Source organism: Acinetobacter sp., from assembly GCF_036666595.1.
Taxonomy (GTDB): Bacteria; Pseudomonadota; Gammaproteobacteria; order Pseudomonadales; family Moraxellaceae; genus Acinetobacter.
Genome location: NZ_JAVWVO010000002.1, coordinates 289,213 through 306,550 on the forward strand (window position 1 = coordinate 289,213; position 17,338 = coordinate 306,550).

The window sequence follows — 17,338 nt, forward strand, 5'->3', positions numbered from 1 at the left end:
TTCAAAAGAAAGCCCTGCGAAAGCAGGGTTTTTTTATGAGTTAATTTTGAGCTTGTTGAACAGCTTGAAAGTGAAATATTGAACAAAAACGTTAAGGCATCAGAATCAGCAGCCAAACAATAAAGATCATACTTAAAGAAACAAACTGTGCAGCACTACCCATGTCTTTGGCATTTTTTGAAAGCTCATGGCGCTCTAGTGAAATACGATCCACAATCGCCTCAATGGCTGAATTGAACAATTCAACAATAATTGCAAGTAAGCAGACGGCTACCATGAGGGCTTGTTCTAAGCGACTGACCTCACAGAAAAAGCTTGTTGGAATCAGAATCAGGTTAATCAACAGGACTTGGCGAAAAGCAGCTTCATGCACAAATGCGGCCTTAAAACCTGAAATAGAATAATGTGTTGCATTAAAAATACGTTTAAAACCTGATTTGCCTTTGAGTGGGGAATATTGGCTCATACCATCAACCATTTTAAAATTTCAGCCACAATACATGATCTATATTAAAAGTCACTTAATTATAGTATTCAAAAAGTGCTTAATCTATGCACACCTAAAATAAGGAGAAAGAGATTAAAAAAGCCTGCTTTTTAATCTCTATAGTTAAAGGATGGATATGGGTTTGAAGCAAACGAGATGCTCAGTTGTCTGGTTTACTTTGTGAGTGATTTATTCTATTTTTTCAAAAAGGTATTGGCGGCTCTACGCCCTAAAGCAGGATCATCGGTAAAGACACCATCAACTCCAGCTTTAAAGAAAATTTCAAACTCAGCCAGCGCGCCTTTTTCGCACTTTTCAGCGGCAAAGGCACTACAGTCTAAATAGTCTGGTAAGAAATTATTTTCTGGGCGTAGGGTATAAGGATGTACTTTTAAGCCCACTGCATGTGCATCGTTCACAAAACTGGTCGGGGTCGCCGGCTGAGTATTCGGCACGATATATGTTTTACTTGGCCCAATACCATGCGCATAACTTGCGACGTCTTTTAGTCCTTGAGGCGTTGCCATATCACTATAGCGGAGTGTCGATTTGGCAAGCACGGCATCGGCTGGTTGTTCGGACTTTCCACCATAGAGTTGAATAATTTTGACATGTCGAATCGATTTTAATTGATCTAACTGCTGACGCATCTGTTTTAAGTTGCTAACTTCAAATGACTGGATATAGATAGGCGCAATGTCACGACTATAGCTGTGTTTGGCCAGCGTGGTTAATAGACGTTGCTCCATGGCTAAATTGAGACCTTGGAAATAACTGGGATGTTTGGTTTCGATATACAGGCCCACAATTTTTCCTGTCTTTTTATAGTGCGCATCTACGAGTTCAATAATTTCATCTAAAGTGGGAAGATCAAATTGATCATTATATTGGATGTTCGCTGGGCGAATTTCTGGAATACGTTCTCGTGCCTTCAGTTGCTTCAGCTCGTTTAAAGAAAAGTCTTCAGTAAACCAACCTGTGTAAGTCACGCCATCAACGACTTTACTGGTCTTCCGCGCTGCAAACTGCGGTAAGCTGCTGACATTGGTGGTTCCTCCGATTTCATTTTCATGGCGAGCGACTAAATAACCGTCTAGAGTCGGCACCAAATCTGGCTCAATAAAATCTGCACCGTCATCAATTGCTTTTTGATAAGCGGCTAAGGTGTGTTCAGGACGTAGCGCACTGGCGCCGCGATGTCCAATAATGAGCAATGTAGGCTCAAGGTATTCGGCGTTGTTTGGCGGTGCTTGTGACGCTGCATTATCCTTCTCATCATGATGACAGCCCAATAAACTTAAAAAAATAAAACTTAATAATGTTCTTTTTAACATGTGTTCCTCAACATTTTATTGTGGTGTTGCGGAGTCAGTGTTCAATTTTAATATCTCAGATCAATGACAAATTGCGAAAAATTACAGGATGTCATCAATTGGTCAAAAAGCTTTCTTCATAGTTTCTTCATATTTAGGTCTAATGTTCTATTTCATGTTGTTAAGTCTTGTTTTTTAATGATTCGTCATAGAAGATCAAGCATGAAGTGATATCCAGTTGCTAGATCTAGCCTCAGACCGAAGAGTACCGCAGACCCATGCTGTCTAAATTTTTTATTCATCGTCCAATTTTTGCTGGTGTGCTGGCGATTATCGTGATGGCATTTGGTTTATTTGCCACCTTCCAGTTGCCTGTAGAGCGCTACCCCGATATTGCACCTCCGCGAATTACGGTGAGTGCAACATATACAGGTGCGTCAGCAGAGACGGTGGAGGAGAGCGTCACTCAGGTTTTAGAGCAGCAAATTAAAGGGATTGATCATTTGCTGTATTTTAGTTCGAGCAGTGACTCGAATGGCCGTAGTCGAATCAGCATTAGTTTTGAGAATGGAACTGACCCAGATACCGCTCAGGTTCAAGTTCAAAATGCCATCAATGGGGTGATTAACCGTTTACCAGAAGATGTACAGCGTCAAGGGGTCAATGTCTATAAGTCGCTTGGCGATACGCATATGGTGATTGGCCTATATGACCAAACAGGCAAAAGCAGCAATATTGCACTGTCAGATTATATGATGACGCATTTGGAGCAAGATTTAGCCCGTATTGATGGAGTTGGTGAGGTTGATGTTTTTGGTGCGCAGTATGCCATGCGCTTATGGCTGAATCCGCATAAACTGCGCCAATATGGATTGATGCCGAGTGATATTCGTGCAGCGGTTGAAGCGCAAAATACGCAAGTGGCCGCAGGGGCAATTGGCGAGTTACCCAGCCTGTCAGATCAATATTTAAATGCCAAAGTTACCTCAGGTACACGTTTAAAAACCGTTGAAGAATTTGAGAACATCATTGTCAAATCGACCCGCGATGGTAGTTTTATTTATTTAAAAGACGTCGCACGGGTGGAACTGGGCGCGGAAAATTACCAGTCGTTTAATACCATCAATGGTTTTCCTTCAGCGGGCATGGGTATTTCACTGTCTTCAGGGGCCAATGCACTGGCAACTTCGGCATTGATCAAACAAGAAGTCAGCCGTTTGTCCTCTAAACTTCCTGAAGGCTATCAAATTGTTTATCCACGTGATAACACGCCTTTTGTACAAGAGTCGATTAAGGAAGTGGTCAAAACACTGTTTGAAGCAGTACTTTTAGTGATTGTGGTCATGTTTGTATTTTTACAAAACTGGCGCGCGACACTGATTCCGACCATCACTGTGCCTGTTGTAATTTTGGGCACGCTCGCCATTCTGTATGTGCTCGGGATGAGTATCAACACCTTAACCTTATTTGCATTGGTCTTAGCTATCGGGCTGCTGGTGGATGATGCGATTGTGGTGGTGGAAAACGTTGAACGGCTGATGCATGAACAGCAGATGAGTGCTCAACAAGCCTCAATTGCATCGATGCAGGAAATCAGTGGGGCATTGATTGGGATTACTTTGGTGTTAACCGCAGTGTTTATTCCCATGGCTTTTTTCGGTGGCTCGACAGGAGTGATCTACCGTCAGTTTTCAATGACCTTAGTTGCTGCCATGGCGCTATCATTGCTAGTCGCATTGATCCTGACGCCAGCGTTGTGCGCCTTAATTTTAAAACCCAATGATAAATCGGCACGATGGGCAACTTGGTTTAATCTGAAGTTAGATCAGCTAAAACAGCGTTATTTAAAGCTGAGTAGCCAGACCATTCAGCACAGTAAAATCATGCTAGTGGTTTTTGTGGCGCTCATTGCCGTCTTTGCGCTGTTTTATCGGGCATTACCGACCAGTTTTATTCCCAGTGAAGATCAGGGTATTTTAAGTGTCCAGTTTAAACTGGCCGATGGTGCACCGCTGAGTCAAAGCCGTGTGGTAGGAGAAGAAATTCGCCAATACTTTTTAGACCAAGAACAGTCCAATATTAATTTGGTGATGATTCGCTATGGTCGCAATTTTTCAGGAACAGGACAAAATTTAGGTCAAGGTTTTATTGCGCTCAAACATTGGGATGATCGTAAGGGGAAAGAGAACTCCGCACAGGTGATTCGAGAACGGGCGATTGCTCATTTTAGGTCGCATCGAAATGCGCAAATTAATGTGAATATGCCGTCCTCAGTCAGTGGCTTAGGTCAAACCGATGGTATGGAGTTTTGGATACGTGATATCAATGGCGAAGGTCGTGCTTATTTAGAAGCCCAGTTTAAAACTTTGCAGGAAGCATCCAAGCAGTACTCTAGTTTTAGCAATTTAGATAAACGTTCTAACCCTGATAAAGCCGAGCTCAAAGTGGATGTAAACCAAAAGCAAGCTTTGGCCAATGGACTTAGTCAGACCGCTATTAATAGCACCTTATCCAGTGCTTGGGGTGGAAGTTATATCAATGACTTTATTGACCGTGGTCGGATTAAACGGGTGATTATGCAAGGGGATGCCGAGTTTCGTTCAAAACCTGATGATCTTCAAGCGTGGACTGTACGTAATGATCTGAACCAAATGATTCCTTTTACAAATTTTGCCCAAGTGTCTTGGAGCGGAGGCCCTGAGGTGGTGAATCGCTTTATGGGCTATACCGCGCTAGAAATGGAGGCGGATACAACACAAAATGTCAGTTCGGGACAAGCCATGCAAGAGGTACAAAACATGGTACGAGCGCATGACGGTATTGATCTGGCATGGAGCGGATTATCGTTCGAAGAAAACAAGTCCAATAACCAAGCATTGCTGCTGTATTTGGTCTCAATAGGTTTTATCTTTTTATGCCTTGCTGCACTTTATGAAAGTTGGAGTATTCCAACGGCAGTCATGAGTGCGATTCCACTCGGTATTGGCGGCAATATTCTGTTCAGTTATCTGACGGGTTTTCCGAATGATATTTACTTCCAAATTGCCTTGCTGACCACGATTGGTTTATCTTGTAAAAATGCGATTTTAATTGTGGAATTTGCTTCATTGGCGCAGCAAAAAGGCCAGACCGCAATTGAAGCAGCGTTGGAAGGAGCAAGCTTACGGTTACGCCCGATTTTAATGACGTCTTTGGCTTTTGGCGCGGGTGTTACACCTCTGGTCTTTGCCTTTGGTGCAGGGGCAGCAAGTCGTCAGGAAATTGGGGTGAGTGTACTCGGTGGCGTGATTTTTGGCACGGTATTAGTGTTGCTATTTATTCCTTTAATGTATGTCTTGGTTCGCCGTGTGTTTCATGGACGAACACCTCAGGACGAAGTTTAAGCTTGAATCCGAAACATTCGTATGCAGCGAATAGGTAAAGCGAACCTTTAACCCAATCAGGCCGAAAGGCCTGACATTTAAAGATCCTTTGCTATACTCGCATAGATAAAGAAAAATAATATTTGAGTGGTGTATGCCAAATTCGTCCTTTTCACAGCAAGATTTCCAAGAGCAATTAAATCAGCCCGATAACCATGCTTTTATCCAAAGTTTGAAACAGTACAGCACTGCGGATTTGGCTGATATTTTAATGGGCCTGCCTATAAATGACCAAATTCGGCTATTGGAACAATTACCACAAGCCAGTTATGTCTTTGAGTTTTTAGCATTAACCGAGCAGCAGCAGCTAGCAGGGCAATTGCCTCAGGCTTTGCTGGTGAAGTTATTGGCTCATATGCATTCGGATGACCGTACCGATTTATTTCAAAGCTTGGCACAAGAGGTTCAAGGTCAGATTTTTCCGCAGCTAGATGCGCATGTTCAAGCCCAGCTGAAGACCTTGATGGATTATCCTGCCGAGTCTGCGGGTGCAATTATGAGCACTGAGGTCATTACGGTACATGCCGAAATGACCATGCAACAGGCGATTCAACATATACGACAGCATGCAGCGGAAAGTGAAACTTTATATCTCATCTATGTGACCGATGCCTCGCGTTATTTACACGGTGTGATTTCGCTGCGGCAAATTATCCAGTCTCCGCCTGAGCAATTGATTGGACAGGTTATGACAAGCCATGTCATCACGGGTTTAGTCAGTGAGGATCAGGAAAGTATTGCACAGAAACTGGCTCACTATGATTTTATGGCTTTGCCCATTGTCGATGAGCAGCAGCGTCTATTGGGGATTGTGACTTATGACGATGCAATGGATGTGGTGCAACAAGAAACCACAGAAGATATTCTAAAAAGTAGTGCGGTTGCGGCCAGTCCGCAGATGAGTATTAAAACGGCTCCAATCCTCTTACTGTATCAGAAGCGGGTGTTTTGGTTGGTGTTTCTGGTTTTTGGCAGTTTACTCTCGGGGCTAGGAATTGCACACTTTGAGGACTTGATTGCGGCACATATCGTTTTGGTCTTTTTCCTACCGTTACTGGTGGGAAGTGGAGGAAATGCGGGGTCTCAGTCTGCAACCTTAATGGTACGTGCACTGGCAACGGGCGATGTACATTTTAAAGACTGGTTTTATTTGCTAGGACGGGAAAGTCTAGTTGCGCTGTGTTTAGGTGGAACCATGGCAACGGCAGTCTCCATCTTGGGCTATTTCCGTGGGGACATTCTGGTCGCCATAGTATTGGCACTGAGTATGATGGGCATTGTGTTGATGGGTTGTCTGATTGGTATGAGCCTGCCGTTTATCTTAAACCGCATGAAACTCGACCCAGCCAGTGCATCTGCACCTTTAGTCACCTCAATTTGTGATGCGTCTGGCGTGGTGGTATATCTGCTGATTGCGTCGCAAATTTTGACCTTGTCTTAAGCTTATAAGCAATTGTTTCAGCACAAAGTTAGCACAGAAAAAAGTCATGAAAACCAGCATAATTCAGTGGTTTTATGATGTTAATGTGGTTGAAATTATGGAGGTCAGTAACAACATGCCTGAACCCTTAGAACAAAAAAAAATGAGCCAGCAAGAGGTCATTCGTTTAGAGCGTGATTTGGCCAAATATGCCAATATGATGGATTCTGTGGTGCGTATCCCGTTCACCAAACAGGGTGTCGGTGCCGATGCTGCGTTGAGTACTGTTCCGATTGCTGGGGATATCGCTGGTTTTGCCCTAACGTGTTATGCCATTTATAAAGCCAAGCAAATTGGCGTACCGCAAGAGAAATTGAGTCCAGTATTGAAGCTGGCTATGATTGACGCTGTCGTCGGTTTTATCCCTGTGCTAGGGACACTGTTTGATATTTTTATCCGTCCGAGTCGTAAAGCACTGGATGTAGTTCATGATCATATTCGGGAAGAATACCAAATCCATTCAGAGCATCATGTGACTCATCCTTTTCTTCATGAAAAATTGGAAAAGAAACAGCAACAGTCTGCATTTTGGCGAAATCCAGTAGTGGCATGGCTTTGGCTACACATCCCAGATTTGTTTGGCCTGATCTTTTTGGTGTGTTTTATTGGCTTATTGTGGTGGGGTGGTAGTGTGATGTGGCAGTGGTTACAGGGACTAAACTTAGGATAGCCACTAATGAAATTTGAAGGTCAGATTACGGCAAATTTGCCAGCGATTGAGTTGGCGTGCACTGCTTCATTTTATCAAAGCTTGGGCTTTGATCTGATTTATCAGTCCGCAGAGTGGATGATTATGCGTTTGGGCGAAATGACACTGGAATTTTTCCATCATCCGCATTTAGACCCGAATAGTTCATGGCATAGTGCCTGTATTCGGGTAGCGGAGATTCAATCCTATTATGAATACTGGTCTAAAGTGAATTGGTCGTTGTGGGAAAGCGCTCGTATGACCGATATTCAGGATTTTGATGAGATCCGCCAGTTTTCATCATTGACCCAAATGGCAGTTTATTACGCTGTATCGAAGTAACGATTGAATGAAAATGTTCTGTTGTGCAGAGTCACAAAAAAGCCTCCATATGGAGGCTTTTTAAAATCTAGTGAACGAATTGTTTATGGACAATCGAGCTGTTGTAAAGCAGCAACACGTTGTTCAATCGTCGGATGGGTTTGGAACAAAGCCGCTAAACTAAAGCCTTGCTCTTGACCGGCCGCGATCGCAAACGCTTTCATTTCTTTAGGCATAGCATCTGGAAGTTGTGACTCCGCTTGTAAACGCAACAAGGCAGAAATCATTGCTTGTTTGCCTGCAAGACGCGCGCCTGCTTCATCTGCACGATATTCGCGGTAGCGGGAGAACCACATCACGATTGCAGAAGCTAAAATACCAAAGACAATATCAAGCACGATGGTAATGGCAAAATAAGCTAAACCTGGTGCTTCACCGTCTTCACGGCCAAAGACATTACGGTCAATGAAATCACCTGCGACACGTGCAAAGAACATTACAAAGGCGTTCACGACACCTTGAACGAGCGCCAAAGTCACCATGTCACCATTAGCCACGTGACCAATTTCGTGAGCCAAGACTGCGCGAAGCTCGTCTTTATTCATACGCTCAAGTAAGCCGGTAGAAACTGCAACTAATGCATCGTTCTTGTTCCAACCTGTAGCAAAAGCATTAGATTGGTAAGACGGGAAAATACCGACTTCTGGCATTTTAATACCAGAACGTTGCGCCAATTGAGCGACTTCTTGTAACAACCATGCTTCAGCTTGGTTGCGGGGGGCATTGGGGTCAATTAACTCTGTACCAGTTGTTTTTTTCGCCATCCATTTTGACATGAATAGAGAAATCATTGAGCCAACCATACCAAAGACAAAACAGATAACCAGTAGGTTACCTAGATTTAAGCCACCCGCGCCATGGTAACTACCGACACCGAAGAGTGACAAGATAATGCCAGCTACAACCAGTACCGCGAGGTTGGTTAGCAAGAACAAACCAATCCGCATCATTGAGAAAATCCTCTTATAATAAAAAAATAATCTGATTTATAAATCGAAAATCATTGATCTCAATATGAGGTGAAACTCTTCAAAATTCAAGAAAAAATAATAAAACTGCTATAAAAATTATTCTGAAATTTGGATGCGGGCAGAGGCGGTTGCATTGGCTGTGGCATAGGAACCCGGCGCATCAGTAAAACTGCCATCGGCTGCGAGGATAATTTGACGTGAAGGTGCGCTACGACTCACACTGAGTTGTGTGCTTGGGGAAGAGTCTGCATCGTAATGTGTAGATTGAGCAATGACTTGAGCATTGGCTGGTGTGTTATTCGAGCCTGCAGAGATGTTGATCCCGCCCGCATATAAATTGCTATAACGGCTACTCACCCGGCGAACATAGTCTTGAGTTTCACGGAAGGGTGGAATACCACCGTACTTTTGTACATTGCCTTCGCCAGCATTGTAGCCTGCAAGCGCAAGACTGGTATTGCCGTTAAAGCGTTTCATTAGCCATGCCAAATACTTGGCACCCGCATTAATGTTTTGTTGTGGATCATACGCATTAGAGACATTAAAGCGCCGTGCTGTCGCAGGCATGAGTTGCATCAGACCCTGAGCCCCAACAGGTGAACGTGCATTCACATTAAAGCCTGATTCGGTATGCATGACCGCTTTAATTAAGCCTTCAGAAACGCCATGGGTTTGAGCGGCTTGGCGAATAATGTGGTCAAAAGCATTTTTGTTGCGACTATAACTGGGCAGCACGGAAGACTCAGAAGCCCCCCAGTTACTATAACTGTGGATATTACTGTCGGGATAATAGGTTTTCTTTTCGACTTTTAAGTTGCTATAACGACTTTGTTTATTGGTTAACAAGGTCGTGCCGTTGGAATCTCTCAATTGGTAGATGGTTTGACCCGCGTGACAATCCAGTGCCATGAACGAAATCGTCATACACCCCAAAACGTAAAAACGACTCAAAAGCAGCTTATTTTTCATTATCTATTATTAATCGTAAAAAAAATCGATTCCAGTGACTAGAAATGAGTTTAGCAAAAAAAGAACCATCTGAAACTATTTTAAGTTCAAAAAATCCATATCTTTGTAAAAATCAAGTCAAATTGTTGAGCAAGTAATCAAAAAAAATAATTAATTTATTTTTAATGAGGATTGCTTGACTGGGTTAAGTTGTTGAAATTTAATGGTAAATAAATTGATCAAAAAATGATCAATTTAAATAGAAGCCTTAAAGAGTAGGGGGGACACCCTGTCAAGTCGATTAGAATCCACAAAGTTATCCCCAGCTTTTGTGGAAAAATGTGGAAAAGTCCAAAACATAAGCAGTTCAGCTAAAATATGAACGCAATCGTTCAAAGTTAAACCAATTTCAATGCATGAATATGACAGCAATGACAATTCATGAGAATTTACATTCTTTAGGTGCGAGATGGCTGTGAATCGGATAAAATTGCGCGGTATTTTTTTTAAGGTTTAACTCGTCTATGTTCTCGCCAGTTGAGTCCAATCAGGGATTTAATTTTAAACCAGAACTACCCACTAGCTCTGCGTATTATCGTCTGTTGAAAAAGTTACGCCGTCAGGTGGGTCATGCCATTCGCGATTTTAAAATGATCGAAGAAGGCGATAAAGTGATGGTCTGCATTTCCGGTGGTAAGGACAGTTATACCTTGCTCGATATTATGTTGCAGTTTAAACGCATTGCACCGATCAATTTCGATGTGGTGGCTGTGAATTTGGACCAGAAGCAACCCGGTTTCCCTGAGGACGTGTTACCACGTTATTTAGAAGAGAATAATATTCCCTACTATATCTTAGAAAAAGACACCTACAGCATCACCAAACGCTTAACGCCTGAAGGCAAAACCTACTGTGCAGTTTGTTCACGCTTACGCCGTGGCTCTTTATACGGCTTTGCGCAAGAAATTGGCGCGACCAAAGTGGCGTTGGGCCATCACCGTGATGATATCTTGGCGACCTTCTTCTTGAACTTATTCCATGGCGGCAGCTTAAAGGCGATGCCTCCTAAATTGTTATCCTCAGATAAAAAGAACATCTTGATTCGCCCACTGGCTTATGTGGAAGAAAAAGACATCATTAAATATGCTGAAATGCGTCAGTTCCCGATTATTCCGTGTAACTTGTGTGGTTCTCAGGAAAATCTGCAACGTGCCATGTTAAATGACATGTTGCGTGAGTGGGATAAAGCACATCCAAAGCGTCTACACAGTATTTTTGGTGCTTTGCAAAATGTCTCGCCATCGCAGCTGGCAGACCGTGAGTTATTCGACTTTGAAGCGTTAGATAGTGAACGTGAATTCGACTTTAAAGGTGAAAGTTGTTCAACGGAAGATGAACCGGAGAACAAACGCATTAACATGGTTAATCTTGGCTTTGCTGTAGACTAATTTTGTCAGTTAGGCCAATGTAAAACACCAATCAATGATTGGTGTTTTTTTTATGTGGATGATTTTGATAAACTTTGTATAAGAAATATAAAATATGAACGGTACGTACAAAAAACTTTAGGCACATGTAGGATATACATGCTATAACAATCTCCGAGCGTATTTAGCTTCACAATGATGCCGTCTGGATAGGCAGCACACAACGAACAAAGAATTGAGGAAACATCATGCCTGCTTTTTTAACTGATGATTGGTTTTCAACTGTAGAAACATTAACTGCTCAAGCGGGGAATTTGAACCTGCCGCCAGCACTTGCGAATCTTGCAATTAACTTAGTTGTTGCTGACAATGCGGGTAATACCGAATTATCTTTAGATGGTGGCGCAATTAAAAAAGGTTTGTCTTCGAACGCGAAAACAACCTTGAACATGGATGCTGAAACACTACGTAAGGTGTTCCTTGAGTTTGATATGGCTGCAGCAATGCAAGCGTTCATGACGGGTAAAATAAAAGTTCAAGGTGATATGTCACAGTTGATGGCATTGCAAACAGCGAAGCCTAGCCAAGAGCAAAAAGATTTATTTAAGAAAGTGCTTGAGCAAACGGCTTAAGTGTTCTGAAATAAAAAAAGCTTACCTTTATAGGTAAGCTTTTTTTATGCCGATAGAGATGATCTTTTAGATATTGACCAACTGCGGCGTGGTTTTAATGTGCTCAAGATAAGCACGGATACGTGTCACATACTGTAGTGCTTGACGGTAACGGCCATTCTTCGCTTGGTTCTGTTGTAAGTAAGCATACAAATTGAGCCAGTTATTTGGGTCTTTACCTTGTGCCTGAATGCGTTTTTGAATCTGATTCACCGCACCCGGTCCCATATTGTACGCAACCAGTGCATACCAGTTCCGGTCAGGAAAGGGGATATTCTCATAGCGACTCAGCATTTGGTCGTAGTACTTGGCACCACCTTGAATGCTTTGCGCTGGATCGGTACGGTTACTTACACCCATGGCTTTGGCTGTGCTATTGGTCAACATCATCAAACCACGTACACCCGTGGGAGAAACGGAGTTCGGCTTAAGATAAGACTCCTGATAACCAATCGCTGCCAATAAGTGCCAATCTAAATCGTACTTTTGCGCTGTACTTTTAAAACTAGCCTTATAGATCGGCATACGCTGACGCAAATCGCGTTGAATCGTATTCCAGTTTTCAGGCTTCACGACATTGCGGTTGTAAAAAGAAGCCAATTGACCAATTGAACCAGATTGTTTACCACGGCAGACAAATCCACTCGCAGTTTGCGTCAATGGATCGTTCGCATGTTTAAACACCCAGTTCAGCTCAGTATTGAGGCCATTTTTACGTAAAACGTTTAAATCACCACAAGTTGCAGAAAAGGTTGCGAGACTTTTTTGTTCAATAGTTTGAACACTTGCTGTCGTCATTGCAAAATTTGCTTTGCCCTGTGCTACCCACTTAAGTGCTGTAGCATTATCGGGGACGGTTTTGAAGTCTAGCTTTACATTTAAGCTGTCTGCATAGTTACGTGCAAGGTCATAACCAAAACCATGCAAATGCTGACCATCTTTAAAAACGGTCGTTGGGTTTTCCACTGAAACGACAGTCAATTTATTATGATTGACGACGTTATCATATTGGTAGGTCTTACTTGCATTAATACTATGAAATGGAATTAACAAAGTACTTAAAGCAAGGGCTTTCAACGGGAGAGAGAAAGTTAATGAATTAAGGCAAAGCCTCGATCCAGAAGTTGAACTACTGTGCATGTTGTCTCCGCTACAAGTAATTTATGCCCTAGAACGCAAAGGCAAAAACATGCCTTAAAACGAGTTCAAGTTGTCTAAATTCAATAAGAGGTTGGGCATTCATGACGTCATTCAAAATGACATGGGATTAAGAAGATTATGTAGAAAAACTACATAGATTAAAAAATAGGCAACTAATTTAAGATGTGCGCATAATATATAGCAATTTTAAAAGTGTCAAATTTTGTGCAATATTTTTTTGAAAAATGTAACATAACGATTTAATTTAATTCATGAATTTATTTTATAGACTTCTGTTGTGGAGAAATAAGGGATAAAATAATCCTTTGTTGTAAATCAATAAGCAGATTTAGACGGCATTCATCATGAAATCAAACTTAATTACACGTGCAGGTCACGACAAATTGGTGGCGGAATTAAAGCAGCTTTGGCATGAAGAACGCCCTGAAATTACCAAGAAAGTAAACTGGGCGGCGAGCCTTGGCGACCGTAGTGAAAACGCGGATTATCAGTACAACAAACAGATCTTACGTAAGATTGATCGACGGGTTCGCTACTTGGGAAAACGTCTCGAAGAACTTCGTATTATCGACTTTTCTGAAGAGCAGGCTGGCAAGATTTATTTTGGGGCTTGGGTCGAAATTGCAAATGACGCAGGGGAACAAAAAACCTTACGCATCGTAGGGGTGGATGAAATTTACGATCATCACCCGCAGCACATCTCCATCGACTCGCCGATGGCACGTGCTTTACTGTCCAAACAAGTCGATGATGAAATTGAAGTGTTGACCCCAACTGGAAAAAAACACTGGTATGTCAATTCAATTCGTTATGACAGACCTGAAAGTTCAGAGAACTAAAAGATTTTGTTTTAATTTTAGCCACTTGGTGTGATTTTTGAAGAAAAGTATTTGCCAAGTAGATTGAATGTTTATATGATGTCGCCCATGGAAGCGTGGCAGAGCGGTTTAATGCACCGGTCTTGAAAACCGACGAGGGTGTGAGTCCTCCGTGAGTTCGAATCTCACCGCTTCCGCCAAATTCAAAAACCCTGATTCAGTCAGGGTTTTTTTTATGCCTTTTTTAAAGTTAATTTTTAAAAGATGCCAGAGTTATTGATCAATTTTCCATCCTATAGAGGCTGTAAATTTAATATCTTATTGAGATTGAACATTTTTTAGCTGAATAGTGGCTTTTTGAAGGCCGTGAGATGAAAAATATTTGCCAAATTTTTTTTTTATTTATATGATAGCGCCCATGGAAGCGTGGCAGAGCGGTTTAATGCACCGGTCTTGAAAACCGACGAGGGTGTGAGTCCTCCGTGAGTTCGAATCTCACCGCTTCCGCCAAATTATTTTTAAATACAAATTAAAACTAATCATTAATCGATAACCCAAATTTAAGTTGAGCCATTACGTCAAGTAGTGTGGGGAACAGCACATATAATGTCAGTGATCAAATTCTAAAAAAAGCAGTCAGACCTTCTCTTGCTGCTTTTTTTTATTTAAGGTATTTAAGCCTTTTTTATAACTATTTAGCTATATTGAGCTGTCCAACTTGATCCCTTTTTAGATTCGCTATTCGTTTCAGACAAGCAGTTAATAGACTGGACTGTGTAGCAGTCATTTCTATAGATCAGTTTTCAATTTCATCTGAGAGGTTTTTAGCACGCGTTGTTCAGCCTATATAGCAACTCATTGTATATAAGTTGGAACTACATATGCTGTGTAAAAGTATAGAGCGATTGTTCTGTTTCGCTTTTTATCCACCGTCATTGTAATGGGGTGATTGAAGGGTATTCTCCCGTATTTGATTCATCTGATATTTCCTCCATTAAATAAGCAAAGGTGACTTGTATATTTTTACAGATTCTATAAATTAGGTAGATCGGTCTACTTAGTTGAATGTGATGAATGCAAAAACTGCGAAACAGAAAATTTTAGATGCAGCCGCGATTTTGTTTTATAACGATGGCATCACCAGTACAGGGATTAACAGCATTACCGATAAGGCCAAAGTTGCCAAAATGTCCTTATATAATAATTTCCTGACTAAGGCTGACTTGATCACCTCTTATATAGAAGCACGGCATCAAGAGTGGTTAGATTTGTATGCGCTTCGAAATCAACAAGCACATACTCCTATTGATAAAATTGTCGCGGTTTTTGAGGCCTATCAAGACCATGCCGAGTTTGCCTATGAAAAAGGCTTTCGGGGCTGTGGTTTGTTGAATGCTGCTGCTGAGTTCCCAGCACACAGCGCCGAGCGTTTGGCTGTGAAAGCGCATAAGGATGAAATTGAAAACATTATCTCTACACAGCTTGCCTATATCATTTCGGACGCAGACAAGGTCAAACAAATGGCTTTGTTGTTGTCTTTTGTTTTAGAGGGATCGATTGCGCGAGCAGGCTTGGAAAGCTCGAGTGAAAAAGTGCAAGCTGCAACAGCGATGGTGAAAATACTTTTAGCACAGGAAATCAGTACGTGAATCAGTCTGTTTCTGCGGTACCAAATTATGGTTTTTTCGCTGTGCTGTTCGCTGCTTTTCTATGGGGAACGACGGGCACAGTCGCATCTTTTGCACCTAATTTGAGTCCTTTGGCTGTTGGCGCTGCCGCCATGGGCGGTGGTGGACTGTTGCAGGCACTTTTGGCGCGAAAAAGTATTATCTACCATCTGGCACATATCAAAGCCCATGTTGTGATGCTCGGTGTAGGCGTAATTGCGGTTTTTATTTATCCTTTGGCCTTTTATTCATCTATGCACTATGCAGGGATCACCATTGGGACAGTCGTTTCGATTGGTACGGCGCCTTTATTTACCGCACTTTTAGAAAGGCTGTTTGACCGAAAAGCGCTTTCGATGACATGGCTGATGAGTTTCGTATTGGGCGTGACGGGCGTTGCGCTACTTTCTCTCGGGGAATCACATGCTGTGGCAACCACGGAGAATCTGTCCCAAAACCGACCAATGTTGGGTATTGCTTTAGGGACGGTTGCTGGATTGACCTATGCTTTATATTCTTGGGCGGCAAAACGAATGATTGACCGAGGAGTGGATGCAAAAGCGTCTATGGGGCTCATCTTCGGACTCGGGTCTTTATTGTTACTTCCGACTTTATGGATAACGGGTTCAAACTTGTTTGAAGAAAACATCAACCTTTATGTCGTGGGGTATATGATGTTGATCCCCATGTTTTTGGGCTATGTTTTATTTGGATATGGCTTAAAAACTGTGCCTGCCTGTAAAGCCATTACTTTGACATTGTTTGAACCTTTGGTTGCTGCTGTTTTTGCAATCCTGTTGGTGGGAGAACAACTTGCACCAATCGGTTGGATTGGGATGGTTTTAATTTCAATCTGCTTAGCATTACTCACCAAAGCAAAGTAAATTTTCTGATTGGGTCGTTTCATACATGATGATACATAAACAAGAAACAGCGCTTTTCGCAGCCGTATTGTCTTTAATTTCAGTACAGGTAGGTGCTACGTTTGCAAAAATGCTTTTTCCCATCCTTGGAGCTGAAACGGTCGCTTTGGTGCGTTTGGGTTTATCCGCTGTCTTTTTATGGATTGTATTTCAGCCATGGAAAACTTTTCGTCAAAACAGCATGGAATGGAAAGATCTCTTTTGTTATGGCGTGATTTTAAGCTTGATGAATTTACTTATTTATAAAGCCTTTTCCTATATGTCGGTCGGGATCGCGATTTCAATTGAGGTCTTAGGGCCTTTGGCTGTAGCTATTTTTATGTCACGAAATAAATCGGACTTTGTCTGGGGTGGCTTATCGCTGATTGGTTTAATCTTATTTCCCTTAGGGAAGGCGGATAATAATTTTAGCTATATTGGCATGTTATATGCGCTTGGTGCAGCTATCTGCTGGGGACTGTATATTATTTATGGAACCAAAGTGGCCAAAGGCGGCAGTAACACGGTAGCAATCGGCATGATGATTGCGACGCTATGTATTGTTCCTTTTGGAATATCTAATGTTGGACAGGCTTTTAGTACATATGGAGTATTCGGTCTATGCATCGTGGTGTCATTGCTGTCGAGTTGTATTCCATTTTTACTGGATATTTTTGCAATGAAGCATTTGTCACCCAAAATATTTGGGGGTGTTGTTAAGTGCTTCACCAATCGTCAGTGCATTGGCGGGGTGGCTTATTTTAGGTGAAAATTTAAACCTTTATCAAATGACAGGGGTGTCAATTATCATGGCATCGTGTGCAGGATTCTTCTATTGTTCTTATCAAAAGACAGTTATCGCTCAAACATGTGCAGACTAGATCTGTCTATAAAAGTTAAAGCAGGGCAGTACACTATTTAAGCGCCATTATTTATAACCCGATATAAGGTCAAGATTGATGCCTCGTTGGACTAAGCATCAATCTTATTTCAGTGAAATTG

At 42.1% G+C, this 17,338-nt stretch carries 14 protein-coding genes, 2 tRNA genes and 1 pseudogene; 12 read left to right on the forward strand and 5 right to left on the reverse strand.

The genetic code is table 11. From position 1 onward, the window contains the following. Nucleotides 1-91: 91 nt before the first annotated feature. Complete coding sequence (locus tag RR876_RS04585; protein WP_332476580.1) at nt 92-466, reverse strand: diacylglycerol kinase; 375 nt, start codon at nt 464-466, stop codon at nt 92-94. A gap of 215 nt (nt 467-681) precedes the next feature. Then, nucleotides 682-1,821, reverse strand: coding sequence for a glycerophosphodiester phosphodiesterase (locus RR876_RS04590; RefSeq protein ID WP_332476579.1), 1,140 nt, complete (start codon nt 1,819-1,821; stop codon nt 682-684). Between the two features lie 257 nt (nt 1,822-2,078). On the opposite strand from RR876_RS04590, the gene RR876_RS04595 reads away from it, so the two are divergent. From RR876_RS04595 to RR876_RS04610, 4 genes are all read left to right on the forward strand, one after another. After that, nucleotides 2,079-5,183 (forward strand): multidrug efflux RND transporter permease subunit, encoded by a 3,105-nt coding sequence (locus RR876_RS04595; protein ID WP_332476578.1) that lies wholly within the window; start codon nt 2,079-2,081, stop codon nt 5,181-5,183. 133 nt (nt 5,184-5,316) lie between these two features. Further along, nucleotides 5,317-6,663 (forward strand): magnesium transporter, encoded by a 1,347-nt coding sequence (gene mgtE / locus RR876_RS04600; protein ID WP_332476577.1) that lies wholly within the window; start codon nt 5,317-5,319, stop codon nt 6,661-6,663. A 115-nt stretch (nt 6,664-6,778) separates the two neighbouring features. Further along, entirely contained in the window at nt 6,779-7,372 is a 594-nt protein-coding gene (locus RR876_RS04605) for a DUF4112 domain-containing protein (RefSeq protein WP_332476714.1), read from the forward strand. Nucleotides 7,373-7,378: 6 nt separating this feature from the next. Beyond that, a complete protein-coding gene (locus tag RR876_RS04610) occupies nt 7,379-7,732 on the forward strand; it encodes a hypothetical protein (RefSeq protein WP_332481829.1) in 354 nt (117 codons plus the stop codon). An 83-nt stretch (nt 7,733-7,815) separates the two neighbouring features. On the opposite strand, the gene htpX is transcribed toward RR876_RS04610, so the two are convergent. Together htpX and RR876_RS04620 are read right to left on the reverse strand one after the other, a co-directional pair. Continuing rightward, complete coding sequence (htpX, locus tag RR876_RS04615; RefSeq protein WP_004695643.1) at nt 7,816-8,721, reverse strand: protease HtpX; 906 nt, start codon at nt 8,719-8,721, stop codon at nt 7,816-7,818. Between the two features lie 117 nt (nt 8,722-8,838). Further along, the gene (locus RR876_RS04620; RefSeq protein WP_332476574.1) at nt 8,839-9,711 is read right to left on the reverse strand and encodes a lytic transglycosylase domain-containing protein; all 873 of its coding nucleotides are present in this window, start codon (nt 9,709-9,711) and stop codon (nt 8,839-8,841) included. A gap of 503 nt (nt 9,712-10,214) precedes the next feature. Here RR876_RS04620 and ttcA point away from each other — a divergent pair. Next, nucleotides 10,215-11,138 (forward strand): tRNA 2-thiocytidine(32) synthetase TtcA, encoded by a 924-nt coding sequence (ttcA, locus tag RR876_RS04625; RefSeq protein WP_332476573.1) that lies wholly within the window; start codon nt 10,215-10,217, stop codon nt 11,136-11,138. A 227-nt stretch (nt 11,139-11,365) separates the two neighbouring features. Then, nucleotides 11,366-11,749, forward strand: coding sequence for an SCP2 sterol-binding domain-containing protein (locus tag RR876_RS04630; RefSeq protein WP_004695646.1), 384 nt, complete (start codon nt 11,366-11,368; stop codon nt 11,747-11,749). 66 nt (nt 11,750-11,815) lie between these two features. Here RR876_RS04630 and RR876_RS04635 read toward each other — a convergent pair whose 3' ends face one another. Continuing rightward, complete coding sequence (locus tag RR876_RS04635) at nt 11,816-12,928, reverse strand: transglycosylase SLT domain-containing protein (RefSeq protein WP_332476571.1); 1,113 nt, start codon at nt 12,926-12,928, stop codon at nt 11,816-11,818. Between the two features lie 365 nt (nt 12,929-13,293). Between RR876_RS04635 and greB the strand changes: the two genes are divergently transcribed. The 6 genes and pseudogenes from greB (at nt 13,294) to RR876_RS04665 (ending at nt 17,217) form a co-directional block, all read left to right on the forward strand. Further along, nucleotides 13,294-13,788, forward strand: coding sequence for a transcription elongation factor GreB (gene greB / locus RR876_RS04640; protein ID WP_332476570.1), 495 nt, complete (start codon nt 13,294-13,296; stop codon nt 13,786-13,788). Nucleotides 13,789-13,877: 89 nt separating this feature from the next. Continuing rightward, nucleotides 13,878-13,967 (forward strand) — tRNA-Ser (locus tag RR876_RS04645). A 220-nt stretch (nt 13,968-14,187) separates the two neighbouring features. Then, nucleotides 14,188-14,277 (forward strand) — tRNA-Ser (locus tag RR876_RS04650). A 560-nt stretch (nt 14,278-14,837) separates the two neighbouring features. After that, nucleotides 14,838-15,416 (forward strand): TetR/AcrR family transcriptional regulator, encoded by a 579-nt coding sequence (locus RR876_RS04655; RefSeq protein WP_332476569.1) that lies wholly within the window; start codon nt 14,838-14,840, stop codon nt 15,414-15,416. Next, entirely contained in the window at nt 15,413-16,318 is a 906-nt protein-coding gene (locus RR876_RS04660) for an EamA family transporter (RefSeq protein WP_332476568.1), read from the forward strand. The genes RR876_RS04655 and RR876_RS04660 overlap by 4 nt, the downstream gene beginning before the upstream one ends. 25 nt (nt 16,319-16,343) lie before the next feature. After that, nucleotides 16,344-17,217, forward strand: a pseudogene (locus tag RR876_RS04665) (EamA family transporter). Nucleotides 17,218-17,338: the final 121 nt, after the last annotated feature.

Coding starts and splice junctions, on each gene's coding strand:
- RR876_RS04585 (WP_332476580.1), bottom strand. CDS start 466: ATGAGCCAATATTCCCCACTCAAAGGCAAATCAGGTTTTAAACGTATT.
- RR876_RS04590 (WP_332476579.1), bottom strand. CDS start 1,821: ATGTTAAAAAGAACATTATTAAGTTTTATTTTTTTAAGTTTATTGGGC.
- RR876_RS04595 (WP_332476578.1), top strand. CDS start 2,079: ATGCTGTCTAAATTTTTTATTCATCGTCCAATTTTTGCTGGTGTGCTG.
- mgtE (WP_332476577.1), top strand. CDS start 5,317: ATGCCAAATTCGTCCTTTTCACAGCAAGATTTCCAAGAGCAATTAAAT.
- RR876_RS04605 (WP_332476714.1), top strand. CDS start 6,779: ATGCCTGAACCCTTAGAACAAAAAAAAATGAGCCAGCAAGAGGTCATT.
- RR876_RS04610 (WP_332481829.1), top strand. CDS start 7,379: ATGAAATTTGAAGGTCAGATTACGGCAAATTTGCCAGCGATTGAGTTG.
- htpX (WP_004695643.1), bottom strand. CDS start 8,721: ATGATGCGGATTGGTTTGTTCTTGCTAACCAACCTCGCGGTACTGGTT.
- RR876_RS04620 (WP_332476574.1), bottom strand. CDS start 9,711: ATGAAAAATAAGCTGCTTTTGAGTCGTTTTTACGTTTTGGGGTGTATG.
- ttcA (WP_332476573.1), top strand. CDS start 10,215: ATGTTCTCGCCAGTTGAGTCCAATCAGGGATTTAATTTTAAACCAGAA.
- RR876_RS04630 (WP_004695646.1), top strand. CDS start 11,366: ATGCCTGCTTTTTTAACTGATGATTGGTTTTCAACTGTAGAAACATTA.
- RR876_RS04635 (WP_332476571.1), bottom strand. CDS start 12,928: ATGCACAGTAGTTCAACTTCTGGATCGAGGCTTTGCCTTAATTCATTA.
- greB (WP_332476570.1), top strand. CDS start 13,294: ATGAAATCAAACTTAATTACACGTGCAGGTCACGACAAATTGGTGGCG.
- RR876_RS04655 (WP_332476569.1), top strand. CDS start 14,838: ATGAATGCAAAAACTGCGAAACAGAAAATTTTAGATGCAGCCGCGATT.